This is a genomic window from Wenzhouxiangella indolica, assembly GCF_042310355.1.
GTDB lineage: Bacteria > Pseudomonadota > Gammaproteobacteria > Xanthomonadales > Wenzhouxiangellaceae > Wenzhouxiangella.
Map to the genome: position 1 here is coordinate 15,342 of NZ_JBHJMR010000010.1, position 14,771 is coordinate 30,112.

General features: G+C 66.1%; 9 protein-coding genes. 5 read left to right on the plus strand and 4 right to left on the minus strand.

Annotation, left to right across the window (positions count from 1 at the left end; genetic code table 11):
• The first annotated feature begins 103 nt into the window (after nt 1-103).
• Nucleotides 104-1,102, plus strand: coding sequence for a serine/threonine protein kinase (locus ACDC67_RS11200; protein WP_376693183.1), 999 nt, complete (start codon nt 104-106; stop codon nt 1,100-1,102).
• Entirely contained in the window at nt 1,095-1,748 is a 654-nt protein-coding gene (locus ACDC67_RS11205) for a 2OG-Fe(II) oxygenase (RefSeq protein WP_376693184.1), read from the plus strand. Before ACDC67_RS11200 ends, ACDC67_RS11205 begins: the two co-directional genes overlap by 8 nt.
• A 9-nt stretch (nt 1,749-1,757) precedes the next feature.
• Here ACDC67_RS11205 and ACDC67_RS11210 read toward each other — a convergent pair whose 3' ends face one another.
• Both ACDC67_RS11210 and ACDC67_RS11215 read right to left on the minus strand, forming a co-directional pair.
• On the minus strand, nt 1,758-2,507 hold the full coding sequence (locus tag ACDC67_RS11210; RefSeq protein ID WP_376693185.1) for a Spy/CpxP family protein refolding chaperone: 750 nt from the start codon (nt 2,505-2,507) through the stop codon (nt 1,758-1,760).
• 81 nt (nt 2,508-2,588) lie between these two features.
• Nucleotides 2,589-4,847 (minus strand): choice-of-anchor Q domain-containing protein, encoded by a 2,259-nt coding sequence (locus ACDC67_RS11215; RefSeq protein WP_376693187.1) that lies wholly within the window; start codon nt 4,845-4,847, stop codon nt 2,589-2,591.
• 165 nt (nt 4,848-5,012) lie between these two features.
• Between ACDC67_RS11215 and ACDC67_RS11220 the strand changes: the two genes are divergently transcribed.
• The 3 genes from ACDC67_RS11220 to ACDC67_RS11230 are packed head-to-tail and all read left to right on the plus strand — an operon-like array spanning nt 5,013 to nt 9,787.
• Nucleotides 5,013-5,639 carry a TetR/AcrR family transcriptional regulator gene (locus ACDC67_RS11220; protein ID WP_376693188.1) on the plus strand — a complete coding sequence of 209 codons (627 nt, stop codon included), beginning with the start codon at nt 5,013-5,015 and terminating at the stop codon, nt 5,637-5,639.
• Between the two features lie 12 nt (nt 5,640-5,651).
• Nucleotides 5,652-6,785 (plus strand): efflux RND transporter periplasmic adaptor subunit, encoded by a 1,134-nt coding sequence (locus ACDC67_RS11225; protein WP_376693190.1) that lies wholly within the window; start codon nt 5,652-5,654, stop codon nt 6,783-6,785.
• Between the two features lie 5 nt (nt 6,786-6,790).
• Nucleotides 6,791-9,787, plus strand: a complete 2,997-nt coding sequence (locus ACDC67_RS11230; protein WP_376693191.1) for an efflux RND transporter permease subunit — start codon at nt 6,791-6,793, stop codon at nt 9,785-9,787.
• A gap of 12 nt (nt 9,788-9,799) precedes the next feature.
• Here the strand turns inward: ACDC67_RS11230 and ACDC67_RS11235 are convergent, their stop codons facing one another.
• Together ACDC67_RS11235 and ACDC67_RS11240 are read right to left on the minus strand one after the other, a co-directional pair.
• Entirely contained in the window at nt 9,800-10,198 is a 399-nt protein-coding gene (locus ACDC67_RS11235; protein WP_376693193.1) for a hypothetical protein, read from the minus strand.
• Between the two features lie 241 nt (nt 10,199-10,439).
• Nucleotides 10,440-14,504 (minus strand): ATP-binding protein, encoded by a 4,065-nt coding sequence (locus ACDC67_RS11240; RefSeq protein WP_376693195.1) that lies wholly within the window; start codon nt 14,502-14,504, stop codon nt 10,440-10,442.
• Nucleotides 14,505-14,771 lie beyond the last annotated feature (267 nt).

Genomic DNA, 14,771 nt, shown 5'->3' on the forward strand with positions numbered 1-14,771 from the left:
GCAAGAGATCTTCCAAACCCGAAACCAGCCCACAGTATCCTATGCATCGCATCATACGACATGACGGAACACCCGCCCACCGGCCGCGCGCCGCAAGCCGCTCATGAGCGGTACCGACACCGCGCGACCCTACGATGACCTCGGCCCCGAGGTGGTGCTCGATCCCGTCGACGCCCTGGGACTGCACAGCGACGGCCGGCTGCTGGCCCTGAACAGTTTCGAGAACCGCGTCTGGCAAGTCGGGCTCGAGGACGAGGCGCCGGTGGTGGTCAAGTTCTATCGTCCCGAGCGCTGGCGCGACGAGGCCATCGAGGAGGAGCACAGCTTCAGCCTGGAGCTGGTCGATGCCGGACTGTCGGTCGTCGCGCCGCTGAGCATCGGCGGCCAGACGCTGCATCGCCATGCCGGCTTCCGATTCGCGGTCTTTCCCCGCCGCGGTGGCCACGCGCCGGAGCCGGCGCATGAAGCGACCCTGCGCGTTCTCGGGCGCACGCTCGGGCGCATGCACGCCGTGGGCGCCGCGAGCCGATTCCACTACCGCCCCGAGCTGACCGTGGCCGAACGCGGCCGCGAACCGGTCGACTGGCTGGTCGACAATCAATGGCTGCCGGCGCATCTCGAAGACGCCTTTTCGACCCTGTCCGAACATCTGCTCGAGAGCATAGCCGCCGCATTCGAGCGCGCCGGGTCCGTTCGCCGCATCCGCCTGCACGGCGACTGCCACCCCGGCAACATCCTCTGGCGCGACGAGACGGCGCATTTCGTCGACCTCGACGACTGCCTCACCGGGCCGGCCGTGCAGGATCTGTGGATGCTCATCTCGGGTGAACGCATCGACCGCGAGCAGCAGCTCGGCTGGCTGATCGAGGAATACCGCCGCTTCCACGACTTCGACCCGCGAGAGCTGCACCTGATCGAGGCGCTGCGCACCCTGCGAATGATCTACTACCAGGCCTGGCTCGCCCGGCGCTGGGACGATCCGGCCTTTCCGGCCGCCTTCCCCTGGTTCGGCGAAGAACGCCACTGGGAGAACGTGATCGGGCAATTGCGCGAACAGCTGGGCGAAATGGCCGAGCCGCCGCTGAGCCTGGCCCATGTCTGACGGGCGTCTGCCGCTCGACCGAGATGCATTCGAGTCCGCCGCCGAAGGGCTTCGCCGGCACGGCTGGTGGGTGGGCGAGAATGCGCTCGATGAAAGTCTCGTCGAGCAATTGCGCGCCGACCTGCACGAGCTGATGCGAGCCGACAGGCTGCATCGCGCTGGCATCGGCCGCGACAAGGACTTCCAGGTCGATCGCAGCATTCGCAGCGACCGCGTCTTCTGGCTAACGCGCGAGCGCACCGTCCAGGAGCGATTCATTCAGCGAATGGAACAACTACGCCTGGCGCTCAATCGCGAACTCTTTCTCGGTCTGTTCGAGTTCGAGGCTCACTACGCGCATTATCCACCGGGCGGCCTATACCGCAAGCACTTAGACAGCTTTCGCGGTGCGGCCAACCGCCTCGTCTCGGCCGTCGCCTACCTCACCGACAACTGGCGGCCGGGAGACGGCGGCGAGCTGGTGATCTACGGCGAGGACCAGGAGCGCATCCTGACCACGGTAGAACCGCGCGCCGGAACCTTTGTGCTTTTCCTGAGCGAGGAAGTCCCGCACGAAGTTCTGCCTTCCCGCACCGATCGCACCAGCATCGCCGGGTGGTTCCGGCTCAACGCTTCCATCGCCGGGCAGGTCGATCCCGCAAGGTAGAAGCGCGAATCAGCGGGTCGGAGACAACAGCTTGGGAAGCAGCTCCGGCCGCTCCTCGGCCAGCTTGCGCATCTGCGCCTCGTCGAGGGTATCGAGCAGCTGCCTCATCCATTCGGCTTCGGCGCGCGCACGCGCATCGAGCGCCGCCACCCGGCTGTCGATCAACGCCTCGAGCCGTTCGCGGTCGTCGGCCTGCAGGGCCTCACGCAGGTTCTCGGCCGCCTGCACCAGCTCCTGCCGCGACTGCCTGGCCGTGGCCTGCAAGGCTTCGTGCGCCTCGGCAATCTGCGCCGTCTGTTCGTCGGACAACTCGAGCGCACCGGCAATGGATTCGTCCTCCCACCAAGGGGCACGGCTTCCTCGACGAAGAGCCTGGCCATCCCCGGACTCCCCTTCGCCCCGACGGAACGCCTCGGCTCGTTCACGTATAGCCTCTCTTCGCTCCTGCCGCTCGGGATCATCCGTGCGCTCCCGCCGCAGTTCGCGCATGCGCTCTCGCAGGGCGGTGCGACGCTCGGGATCGCGCATCAGCTCCTGCATGGCTTCGGGGTCATCCGCCATCGCCCGCAGGTCCTCCCGGGACAGTTCTTCGACCGGCCGCTCGGCCGCTCCCGATTGCTCCGAACTCGAAGCTTCCGGCGCGGATTCGGCTGCCGCCGTGTCCGGCGACGAAGCCGGCGCGGTGTCGGAGTCATCCTGCGAGTTGCAGCCCGCAAGCACAGTCACGGCCACCAGTAGCAACCAGGTCTTACGCAGCATTGTCACCACTCCTGAATCGTCAAAGCTTCAATGATAATCACGAATCCGCCCCGCCGAAACGGCGGGGCGGAAAGGCGCCGGTCAGGGCTGCTCGAAGCGATCGCTGAAGATAGCGTCCGCCTGCGAGGCAGCCTCGTAGGCACCCATGTCGAGCGCCGCGCCGACGACACGGGGAAAGCCCGGACCACGCTGATCGTAGTCGGGCGCGAAACTGCCCGCGCTGCCGGCGTCGATGGCGGGGCTTTCGGCCTGCAGGGCATGCGTCCAGCCGGCGTTGCCACCGTTATTGGCCAGGGGTTCGAGCAATGGGTTGGTGTCCAGGATATTGCCGCCGTTGTCGACGTAGTCGGAGTACTTGGCCCCGGCCAGCAGCGAGTCGGAAACACCGCAGTCCTCGGTACCACGCAGATCCTGGTAGAGCCCGGTCTGGTTCTCGTTGCCCGCGAGGATCGAATTGCTGATGTTGCAGGTCGTCAGGCTGTTGTAGACCCCGCCGCCGTATTCGTAGGCATAGTTGTTGGCGATGGTCGAGTACTTGATCTCGGCCGACATGTCGCCCCTGAAACGAACACCGCCGCCGAGGTTGGCCGAACCGTTACCGGAAACCGTGGAGTTCTTGAGAAACACCTGGCTACCCGAACCAAAGTCGGCAAAAATGGCGCCGCCACCCGTGGCCCCCCCGGAGTTGGCATAGTTGCCGCTCATTTCATTGTACTTGACCTCGACCAGGACGTTCTCCGCCGAACTCGCGAACAGGCTCATGCCCCCACCGCAACTGGCCTGGTTCTGGTAGAAGATCGAGTGGCCCACGCCGGCCTCGTTGGGCGTGCCGGTCAAGCGAAGACCGCCACCACAGCCGCTGGACACATTGTTGGAGAACGCGGAATACTCAAAGCCGAAATCGGAACTGTTGGCGACGACCTGGAACCCGCCGCCGCCTCCGGATTGGGCCTCGTTCTGGCCCACGAAAACGTCGGTGCCGTAGAAGGCGCCGTCGGTGACGACGGCGCGGACCGCACCGCCGTCGCCGCTGTAGGTCGCGTTGTTGTCGAACGAGGAGTTCTGGAAGGTGATTTCCGAGGCGTTGACCTGGGCGAGCAGGCCGCCGCCACCACCCGAATCGTTGTTGTTGCCGGAGAAGGTAACCCCGTCGAGGGTGCCCGGGACCGTGTCGTCCAGGTTCAGATAGAGCCCGCCCCCGCCGGTGGCGGACTCGTTGCCGCTGAACTGGTGATCGCCGCTGAACTCGACGAACTTGACCGGATCGGAAATGGTGCCTTCATCACCGTACAGGACGTTGATCGATGCCCCGCCGCCGGTTGATCCGGCGCTGTTGCCATTGAATTCGTTGCTCTCGAGCAAGATGTCCGCCTGCTGGAAAGCATTCTGATCTTCCAGCAGGTAGAGCCCACCACCGCTGTAGTAGGCATCGTTGCTGTAAAAGGTATTGTCGCTGAGATCAACCGTGGCATAGCCAAGGTCGGCCTGGATGCCACCGCCATTGCCGTACTTGGCTGCGTTGTTCTCGAAATCGCTGTACTTGATATCGACGTAGGCATAGTCGTTCAGTTCGAGGTGCAGACCCCCGCCACCGCCATTGACGACGGCGTTGGAGGAAAAAGTGCTGCTCGAGATCTGGATGTCCGATTGAACCGGCATGCGCACGCCGACACCGCCAGCGTAACCGGCCGTACCCGTGACCGTATTGCCGGAGATTTGCGCGGCGAGCATCAGCAGCTCACCGGCGCCACTATAGGGTTCGTGCCAGACGCCGCCGCCGGCCTCTGAAACGACATTCCCGTCGATGGTTGCATCGGACAATTGCAGGGAATTGGCATAGGAAAGGATGCCGCCGCCTCGCGTACCGCCGCCGCCCGTAATCGTGACCTGGGCGATCTGCACGGTGTCCGCGTTGTAATCCGCGTCATCGTTGTATTTGGCGTAGAAGACCGGCGCGTCGCCGGTTCCCTGGATGGTGATGTCATTGTCACCGTCAATGCTGACCGACTGCCCGATCGGCAGGGTGGAGCCATCGAAGTACAGGCCGTCCGTACCGAGCGTGATCGTTCCGCTCAGCCCGGAAGCGAAGACGATCGCATCCTGGCCCGACTCTCCGGCCGGGCACCCGTCCCAATCACTGTTCGTCGTCGATGCGTAAAGCGCCGCACGCAGCGAACACTGCCCGGTGCTCAGACCGTCGTCGAGCGTGTCGACCGTGATGGTGGCCGCCTGCAGCGAACCGGCAGCCAGCGCGCCGCTGACCGCCGCCGTCAGCGGTGCGATCTTCGGCTTGATGTTCTGACGAAACTCGTACTTGGTCGTTGTTTGATACTTGCTCACGCCAATACCTCCCTGGAAAACTGGCCAGTTTCTTTGCTCGTGCCTGCTTTTACGTAAATTCCGGCCGAAACATGACAGCCTGTGCCGAAATTTTTTTCACTTTTTCGAAGGCGAAACAAGTGCGTCTAATTGACCGGTCGGTCAGTCAATGATAGAATCGCCAGCATGAACGATCCCGCCACCCGCGACCCGGAACTCACCCGCTCCCGCATCCTGCAGGCCGGTTTCGACCTGTTCGTCGACCGCGGCTTCGCCGCCGTGAGCATGCGCGAGCTGGCCGAGCGCTCGGGCGTGACCAAGAGCCTGATCCACCATCACTTCGGCACCAAGGAAGGCCTGTGGGATGCCGTGAAGGAAGCTGCCTTCGCGCGCTATTACGAAGGCCAGAAGGACGAGCTCGAAGGCGCCGAAACGCCGGATTCGGGACTACTGCGCAACGGCGTCATCCGCTACTTCCGCTTTTTGCAGGAAAACCCCAAGGTCGTGCGGCTGTTCACCTGGATGCACCTCGAGGGCGACACGGCCTGCAACGAAATGGACGCCGAACTGGTGGCCCTCGGCGCGCGCCGCGTGCGTGAGGCGCAGGAGGCCGGGCTGCTGCGCTCCGACGTCAACCCGACCCACGTCGTTACCGTGTTCATCCACGCCTGCTCGCAGTGGTTCGAGGTGCGACCCCAGCACAAGAACTGGGAGGGCATCGGCAGCGATGACGAGTACCTCGACGATTTCCTCAAGATCTTCATGGACGGCCTGGCGCCCAGGGCGCCCAGTCCGGAATCCGACGGCAACTGAGACCCATCGATCATGAACCTCGCAAACTTCATCCACGACCCGATAACTGACCGGCCGGCCAGTTTGCAGTCTGCGGCCCGGCGCCTATTCTCCATCCTCGCCCTGATCGGACTGATTGCGGGCACCGCCGCCTGCTCCGGCGAGCCGGACGCGCAAGGGCAGCCGCCCGAGTCCGGGCAAGCGGTTCGCGTCGCCGCCATCGAGGACGGCAAGCCGCCCGTGCGGCTTCGCCTGCCGGGTGTGACCCGCTCGGTCGAGCGCGCCGACCTGGCCTTCCTGCACAGCGGCCTGCTGGCCGAACGCCTGGTGCAGCGCGGCGAACCGGTCAGCGCGGGACAGGCCCTGGCCATCCTGAACAACCCGGCGCTGATGCCCGGCGTAACGGGTGCCGAGGCCCGGGTTCGGGAGCTCGACGAGCAGTTCGAGCGCCTCGAACGCGAAACCCAGCGCCTGACCAACCTGCACGAACGCGGCCTGATATCGACCGACGAGCTCGACCGGGTGCGCGCCCAGCGCAACGCCACCCGCCAGGCGCGCAGCCAGGCCCAGGCCAGCCTGGATGAGGCGCGCGAGCAGCTCGCTGAAGCCACCATCCGCGCGCCCTTCGCCGGGCGCGTGGTCGCCCTGCCGGTCGAACCGGGCCAATTCGTCAGTCCCGGCCAGACGATCCTGTCGATCAGCGCGCCCGAGCAGCTCGAAGTGGCCGTCGATCTTTCGGCCCGCCAGGCCCAATCGATTGACGTGGACCAGTCCGTATCGGTGCGCCGGCTCGCCGGCGGGCCGCAACTGAGCGGAAGAATCCGGGAGATCGGCCTGCCCGCTCCCGGGCGGGCCGCCACCGCCGTCGTCGAATTGCCCGAGACCGCCTGGCCCGACTGGTCGCCGGGACAGGCCGTGCATGTCGAGCTGTCCTGGACCAACGGCGAGCGACTGACCGTGCCCCTCGATGCCCTGATCGACACCGGTGAAGGCCTGCCGCACGTTTTCCGGCTGAGCGACGATCGCGCCGAACTGGTCAGCGTCATCCCGGGTGAACTCGACGGCGGGCGCGTGCGCGTCGACGGGGAACTCGAGCCCGGCGACGAGGTGGTCATTGCCGGGCACGGCCAGTTGCTCGACGGCGAGCGGGTGCGGGTGCTGCGATGAAGTTCATGCAGACCGCACTGCATCGGCGGCGCTTGATCCTCACCGGCGTGGTGATGCTGTCGGTGATCGGCCTGGCCGCCTGGCTGGGCATGGACCGCCAGGAAGACCCCTTCTTTCCCTTTCGCTACGGCAATGTCCAGGTGAGCTGGCCGGGCGCGGAGCCGGCCGAGATCGAGCGCCTCGTGCTCGACCCGCTGGAGGAAGAAATCGCCGGCGTCGAGGAAGTCAACGAAATTCGCGGCACCGCCCGGCTGGGCTTCGCCCACCTGATCGTGGGCATGCACCAGCACGTCTACGACACCGACGCGGTCTGGGACCGCATTCGCGTGGCCGTCGAGCGCGCCGAGCAGCGCTTTCCCGACGGCGCCGGCCCGGCCGCCATCGAGGATCGCTCGATGGAAACCCACGGCATCGTCCTGGCCGTCACCGGCTCCGACGACCTGCTGGAACTGCTCGATGCCGCACGCGAGCTCAAGCGCGAGCTGTTCCGCATCCCCAACGTCGGTCGCATCGACCTGCTCGCCCATCCGGGAGAACAGCTGGTGGTGCGCCTCGACGACGCGCAGGGCATGGCCGCCGGCATCGACATGCAGTCCCTGGCCGATCAGCTCACCGAGCGCAACCGGGTGATGCCCGGCGGCACGCTGGCCAGCGGCGGGCGCAGCCTGATCCTGCGCCCGCAAACCGACTTCAACGACATCGCCGCACTCGCCGAGACGCCGATTCGCACCCAATCCGGCCAGATCGTGCCGCTGAGCGAGATCGCCAGCATCGAGCTCGGCCCCGAAGAACCGGCGGTCGAGCGCATGTGGTTCAACGGCGAGCCGGCCATCGGACTCGGCATCGTCATCCCGGAGAACCGTCTCAACGCCGTGAAGTTCGGCCGCGATGCGCGCGCGATCGTCGACGAGCTCCGCCCGGACTACGCGCCGCTGGAGATTCGCGAGATGTTCTACCAGCCGCTGTGGGTGGAAAAGCGCATCGCCGAACTCGGCCGATCGCTGCTGATCGGCGTGGGCGTGGTGGCCATCGTTCTGCTGCTGACCATGGGGCCCCGCCTGGGTTTCGTGGTGGCCACGCTCCTGCCCGTGGTCACCCTCAGCGGCCTGGCTGTCTACGCGATGGGCGGCGGCGTGCTGCACCAGATGGCGATCGCCGGCATGGTCATCGCCCTGGGCATGCTGGTCGACAACGCCATCGTGATGGTCGAGAACCTGCAGTGGCATCTCGACCGCGGCAAGGGCCGGACCCAGGCGGCCGTTGCCTCCGTGGCCGACCTGGCCGGTCCGCTGGCGGCCGCCACCGGCACCACCCTGGCGGCTTTCACGCCGCTGCTGCTGTCGACCGGCGACACCGCCGACTTCACGCGCGGCATTCCGATCATGGTGATGCTGATCCTGGTCGTGAGCTACCTCTATGCCGTGCTGGTCACCCCGGCGGTCGCCGCCGCGGTGCTCAAGCCCGGCGAGGGCAACACCTCGGCCGGTCTCGAGAATGTGGGCCGGCGCCTCGGCCATATCGCCGTGACCCGGCCCTGGCCGGTAATGGCCGTCACCGCCCTGCTGGTAATCGGCGCGCTCGGCATCAGCGGCTTCATGCAGCGCGATTTCTTCCCCAGCACCGACCGTAACCAGCTCATCGTCGACCTGTATTTCGCCGAAGGCACGCGGCTGGAGCACACCGCGCTGAAGGCCAGCGACCTGGCTGCCTCCATGGAGGGCATCGACGGCGTACAGGCCGTCCATCACTTCGCCGGCTTTAGCGGCCCGCGCTTTTTCTACAACCTGATCGAGATTCCGCGCTCACCGCACCTGGCGCGCCTGGTCGTGGTCACCGACGACGACTCCCGGCTTCCGGCCGTGATGGACTGGATCGACCGCTTCGTGCCCGAACGCGTTCCCGATGCCCAGGTCGTCGCCCACCGGCTCGGCCAGGGCCCGCCCGTGGACGCGCCCATCGAGGTGCTGCTCTACGGCGAGGACCCCGCCGAGCTGGCACGCGCCAGCCGGCAGGTCATGGCCGAGGTGCGCACCACGCCCGGCGCACGCGACGTGCGCCACAAGCTCGGCGACGGCATGCCCACGCTGACCTTCACCATCGACGACGCCGAAGCGGCACGCCACGGCATCAACCGCTCCGACATCGCCCGCGTGCTTGCCCAGGCCAGCTTCGGCACGCGGATCTCGACCTGGCGGGAGGGCCGCGAACCGGTGCCGATCCGCTTGCGAAGCCCCGAGGGCGAGGGAATGCCCGAGCGCGCACTGGCCGGGCTGCAGGTCCCCACCGCCGAAGGTCCGGTTGCGCTGGATCAGTTCGTGCAGGTGGAGTTGGGCCTGGAGCCGGCCGTGATTCACCACCGCGACCTGCAGCGCATGACCTCGGTGCTGGCCGAGACGACCGAAGCGGTGACCTACAACGAAGTGGTGAGTGACCTGCAGCCCCGGCTCGACGAACTCGAGCTTCCGTCCGGCGTGCGCATGGAACAGGGCGGCTCGGCGGCCGAGGCCGACAGCGCCAACAGCGCGCTGTTCAGCTCGCTGCCGATCGGCGTCGTGATGTTGATCGGCTTCCTGCTGTGGCAGTTCAACTCCTTCCGCCTGGTCGGGCTGGTGCTTCTGACGGTGCCCCTGGCGGCCATCGGCGTGGTGCCGGGCCTGATCCTCTCGGGCCAGCCGTTCAGCTTTACCGCCATGCTGGGCGTGGTCGCCCTGATCGGCATCGTCGTCAACAACGCCATCGTCCTCATCGACGTCATCCAGACCAACCGCGGCGAAGGCCTGACGGTAGAGCAGTCCGTCGCCGGCGCCGTGGGCCGCCGGATCCGGCCGATCCTGCTGACCACGGCGACGACCATCGTCGGCCTGCTGCCGCTGACCTTTACCCAGTCAACGCTGTGGCCGCCGTTAGCCTGGGCCATCATTTCCGGCCTGCTGGCCGCGACCCTGCTGACCCTGGTGGTGATTCCCGCCGCCTACCGACTGATCGAGTCCGAGAACAGGTAGGCGGCGGCGAGACTATTCGACGAAACTCAGGGAGCGCTGGATGTCATTGACCAGGTTGGTCATCCAGCTATTGAAATTGCCGTGGATGCGCTCTTCACCCTCGACGACCTCGTACTCGAGGTTGCGCGAATCCACGTACTCGAGCGTCACCGAGTCCGCGTCGTAGCGAATGTCGATCCGCGCGAAGTGGGCGCGCACGTTCAGATCGGCCACGATACGACCGTCACTGCGTTCGGCAACCGCCCAACCCCGCGTGCGCAGGGCGTCGATCACCGCGTCTTCAACATCCCCGGCATCCGCCGCGGCCGGCACGCTGACCTGGCGCGGGCTTTCCAGCACGGGAGCCGTGGTGGCACAGCCGATCAGCCAGAACATCACCACAAAGAGCAACAGCAGGTTTCGCTTGGACATCAGTTTGCCTCCTGAACATGATTTGCAATAAAACTACGGATTCCGACCATCGATCCCGACAGCAACGCCCGGAGTCGAGTGCAGCCAGTCGACCCGTAGTCGCCGGTCGAGGCAGAAACACACTCCTCGGAGAATAGACTGAGCGGAAGGCCGTGGTCTCGTCACGGACTTCAACCCTCCGATACTGACCATCTCGGTTGACCGGGCCGAGTATCGGAAACGTTGATTCTGGATAAACGTATCAAACCGAATGCTGGCTTGCATACTCCGACGGCGTGGTGCCGAAATACTCCCGGAAGCGGCGCGTGAAATGGGACACGCTGGCAAAGCCCACCGCATAAGCCACTTCACTGACATTGCCCCGGCGACGTTCGAGCAAATAAGCGGCCTCGCGCAGGCGCAGGTTACGAACGAAAGTCGCCGGTGGCGGCAGGCCGGCCTTGTTCATGGCGCGCTTGAGCCGGCTGCGGCTCATGTGAAGCGCCTCGGCCAGATGCTGGACATCGAGCGTTTCATCGTCCAGGCGGGTCAGCACCAGGCGCTCCAGCCGGGCGGTCAGGTCCGGCGTGTCCTCATCGCTCTCGGCGAGCCGCGCCCGATCGACGCGCTCGATGCGCAGCTGCTCGCGCAACCGGCGGGCGAAACCCAGCATGCGCCGCACACGCGCCTGGAGAATCTCGGGTGCAAACGGCTTGGTCAGGTAGTCGACCGCACCGGATGCCAGCCCCTCCAGTTCATCCTCGGTCGTGGTCCGGGCGGTGAGCAGGATGACCGGCAGGGCACGCGTGGCCGGTTCGCTGGCGAGGTGCCGCGCGAGTTCGATGCCATCCATGGTCGGCATCATGATGTCGGAGACGATCACGTCGGGCAGTTCGCGCCGGGCCGTCTCCAGGCCGGCAAGGCCATTGTCGGCGGCCAGCACCCGGTAGTCGGCCGCCAGGCAGTCAATCACGAAATCGCGCACCCCTGCCTCGTCTTCCACAACCAGAACGGTCGTGCGCTCCTCGTCGGGCAGGACCGGAACACCACCGCTGGGGGTCAGTTCCGGCGTCGGCTCGGGTTCGCCGGATGCGCCCTCCTGCCAGCGCTCGACTTCCACTGGCAGGACCATCTTGAATACACTGCCCCGCCCCATCGAGCTACGGACGGTGAGATCACCGCCGTGCAGGTGGGCGAGTTCGCGCGCCAGCGCCAGGCCGATACCGGAACCGGCGCCTTCGTGATCGGCGGTGTAGAAGCGATCGAACAATTTGTCGAGCCGCTCGGGTGGAATGCCGGGGCCCTCGTCGGCCACGCTGGCGACCACCCCGCCCGTGACCGTTCGCAGGCTCAGCGCGACGCGACCACCGTCGGGCGAATGACGCAGCGCGTTGCCCAGCAGATTGGCCAGGATCTTGTCGAGCGCGTCGTGATCGAACTCGCAGACACACACTGAATCCGCCGCCGGACCGATCAGCTGCATATCCCGCTGTCCCGCCATGGGCGTGAATCGTCCGATGAGTTCACGGCAGAGTGCGGCCAGGTCGCCACCGGCCGTCTTCAGGGGGCGATAGCCGGCTTCCAGCCGCGACAGCGCCTGGATCTGGTTGACCAGGTCGAGCAGCCGTTCGCCATTGTCACGGATGGCACGCAGTTTGTCCTTGACCCTGGCCGGCTCCATGGCCGGAAACTGTTCCAGGGTCTGTCCGGCCGGACCGACGATCAGGGTCAGCGGGGTGCGCAGTTCGTGGCTCAGGTTGGTGAAAAAACGCGATTTGGCCGCGTCCAGTTCGCGCAAACGATCAGCCTGGCGGGCCACCTCGGCCAGGGCCTGACTGGTCGCTTCCTGCTCGCGATGCAGGTCTCTGGTGCGTTCATCGACCTCGCGCTCGAGCTGCTCGGAATGCGCCTTGAGGCCGGCCAGGCGCCAGCGCCAGCCCGCAACCACCAGGCCCGCCAGCATCAGCACGACCAGCGCCAGAAACCACGGCTGCTCGTAGTAGCGCGCCGCCGCTTGCACCGTCATCGTCGCCGGCTGCTCGCTCCAGACACCATCGGCGCTGGCGGCCATGACCTCGAACCGGTACTCGCCGGCCGGCAGATTGGTATAGAAGGCTTCGCGCCGCCGCCCGGCCTCCTGCCAGTCGTCGTACCCGGCCAGGCGATAACGAAAACGTGCGCGTTCGCCGTGACGGAACAGCGCCGCACCATAGCTCACCGCCAGGTCGCGCCGGCCGGCCGGCAGTTGGACTTCCGCGGGCTGGACCCGGCGTTGATCTTCACCGAACCGCGCGCTTTCAATCACCACCTGCGGCGGCCGCGCGTCCCGTTCCACACGAGTGGTATCGATATGCACCAGTCCGGCCTGGCCCGGTAGCCACAGGCCTCCATCGTCGTCGAGCAGGCCTGAATTGTGGGCGCCACCATTGCCCTCGCGACTGAGCAGGCCGTCCGCTTCGCCATAGCCGACCACCGGCAGGCGCTCGTCCGAGCCGGGCGGGTAGCTATCCAGTCGCTCGCGTTCGATCCAGAATATGCCGCGGTTGCTGTTCATCCACAACCGCCCCCGGTCATCCTCCCCGACATAGTGGATGACGTTGTCCCACAGGCCCTCCTGCGGACCGAACTGGCGCTGGCCGATGATTACCGGCGCGCCCTCGCCCCGGGAGTCATCCAGCTCCAGGCGCAGCAGCCCCTGGTCTTCCGTACCGACCCAGAGCACGCCCAGGTCGTCCTCGTACAGACTGCGAATCAGCCGTTCGTCGCCGGAGGATTCGCCGGCGACCTCGTGCAATTGTCCGTCGCGCCAGAGAAACAGCCCGGCACCGTTGCTTCCGAACCAGATGGAGCCGTCGTCGCGCTCGAGTCCGGCCCGGATGGTGGCTGCCGGCGAGGCCTCGATGCGGCGCGTGCGTCCGTTCTCATGGCGATACAGGCCGGCGCCCGCACCGATCCAGATCGTCCCCGAGCGATCCTGCATCAGAAGTCGGATCTCGCGCCCGGGCCCGTCGGTGGCCACCAGCTCAGGTGGCAGGTCGGTCAGGTCGCAGGAATCGTCCGACAGGCGTCGGCACAACAGGGTGCCGCCGTGCCAGAGTCGGCCATCGCGATCCTCGAGAATGGCCCAGATACTGCCGTCGTCGGCTTCCAGGCCGGTCTCGGGATACTGCCGGATTCGCCCGTCCTCGACCACCATCAAACCACTGCGCACACCGCCAAGCCAGATCCTGTCCGGATCTGTCGGGGACGGCGCCACGGCATACAGGTTCCTTCCCGCCGCGGGCAGCATGTCGGCAAAAACCCGGCCGATCCGGCGGTGCAGCTGCACCACGCCGCCGCCGTTCGTGGCCAGCCACACGGTGCCATCCCCGGCAACTTCGAATCCGTTGATCTTGTGTTCGAGTTCCGCAACCCGCTCACCGCCGAGATACACGCTCCTGCCATGGGCCAGCCAGACATCCTCGTCTTCCCCCACACGGGTAAACCCCGGGATCCAGCCACTTACATCTGCGGCGGGCAATACCGATCTGAACGCTTCGTCATCCAGGGTGAACACCCCTTCTTCGGTGCGTGCCCAGGGGCGGCCCCGAACGACTTCGAGACGTCCCCAGGTCAGCCCCGATCGCCCGGTCTCCGACCAGGTTCTCAGCGTGTGCCGCCTGCCATCGTCGATACGGTGCACACCTTCGCCATCGAGGACCCAGACCGAGCCGTCAAGGTAATGAACCGAGGCCATGGTCGGCGGTTGTTCAAGGATCGGGGAAACAGGCTCGACCCCCTCGTCTTTACAGCGCAACAGACCCGAGTCGGCTGTGGCCAGAAACGCCGTCCCGCCCGGCCCCGGCGCCAGATCCTGAATGCGCACCGATTCATCGACGCGGCAAACCGCTTCGAGCGCGCCGTCCCGGGCCAGGAATACGCCCCGGGATGTGCCCAGCCACAGCCGACCACGCTGGTCGATCCGGTGGGCCAGCACCGCGCCCAGGGACTGTGCCGTATCCTCATCGAGCGCACTCACCCGACCTTCGCGCACCCGGCCGATGCGCTGGTTCTCGGCAAACAACCACAGCACGCCGTCGGCATCCACGGCCAGGTCGATCAGGCGATTGGAGGGCAGTTCAGGATGCGTGTCGGTGCGATAGCGCTCGAGATTGACCCCGTCATAGCGCGCCAGGCCGTCCCAGGTGGCCACCCATAAATAGCCCTGGGGACCGATCCGGACCGCATTGGTCGCGTTGACCGGCAAACCGTCGGCCACGGTCAGCGTGCTCGTCACGTAGTCCGGGTCCACCTCCGCAGCGGCGCTGGCCGCCAGCCACAGCGACATCACAAACCCCACCAGTTGCAATGGAGATCGCACAGAAATGTCAGCCGGACGGACCATGGTGCCCCAGACCATAGCGCCAATGAAAAGCGCCGACTACTCCTTTCGGTCCAAATGCTGTTCCATCTGGTCCGAATGCGCTCTGGACCAAACGGAACAGGATTCGAGCTTTTCAGGCTAACGGCCTCCAGCCGCCAAAAGGCATGATCTGCCTCGAGAAACAGGGGGCATTGAATGACTGACGAGGCCGAGGGCGACCATGACAAGATT

Bases quoted from the DNA above. Each gene is read 5' to 3' on its own strand.
- ACDC67_RS11220 (WP_376693188.1), top strand. From the start codon at position 5,013: ATGAACGATCCCGCCACCCGCGACCCGGAACTCACCCGCTCCCGCATC.
- ACDC67_RS11205 (WP_376693184.1), top strand. From the start codon at position 1,095: ATGTCTGACGGGCGTCTGCCGCTCGACCGAGATGCATTCGAGTCCGCC.
- ACDC67_RS11225 (WP_376693190.1), top strand. From the start codon at position 5,652: ATGAACCTCGCAAACTTCATCCACGACCCGATAACTGACCGGCCGGCC.
- ACDC67_RS11210 (WP_376693185.1), bottom strand. From the start codon at position 2,507: ATGCTGCGTAAGACCTGGTTGCTACTGGTGGCCGTGACTGTGCTTGCG.
- ACDC67_RS11235 (WP_376693193.1), bottom strand. From the start codon at position 10,198: ATGTCCAAGCGAAACCTGCTGTTGCTCTTTGTGGTGATGTTCTGGCTG.
- ACDC67_RS11230 (WP_376693191.1), top strand. From the start codon at position 6,791: ATGCAGACCGCACTGCATCGGCGGCGCTTGATCCTCACCGGCGTGGTG.
- ACDC67_RS11200 (WP_376693183.1), top strand. From the start codon at position 104: ATGAGCGGTACCGACACCGCGCGACCCTACGATGACCTCGGCCCCGAG.
- ACDC67_RS11240 (WP_376693195.1), bottom strand. From the start codon at position 14,504: ATGTCGCTGTGGCTGGCGGCCAGCGCCGCTGCGGAGGTGGACCCGGAC.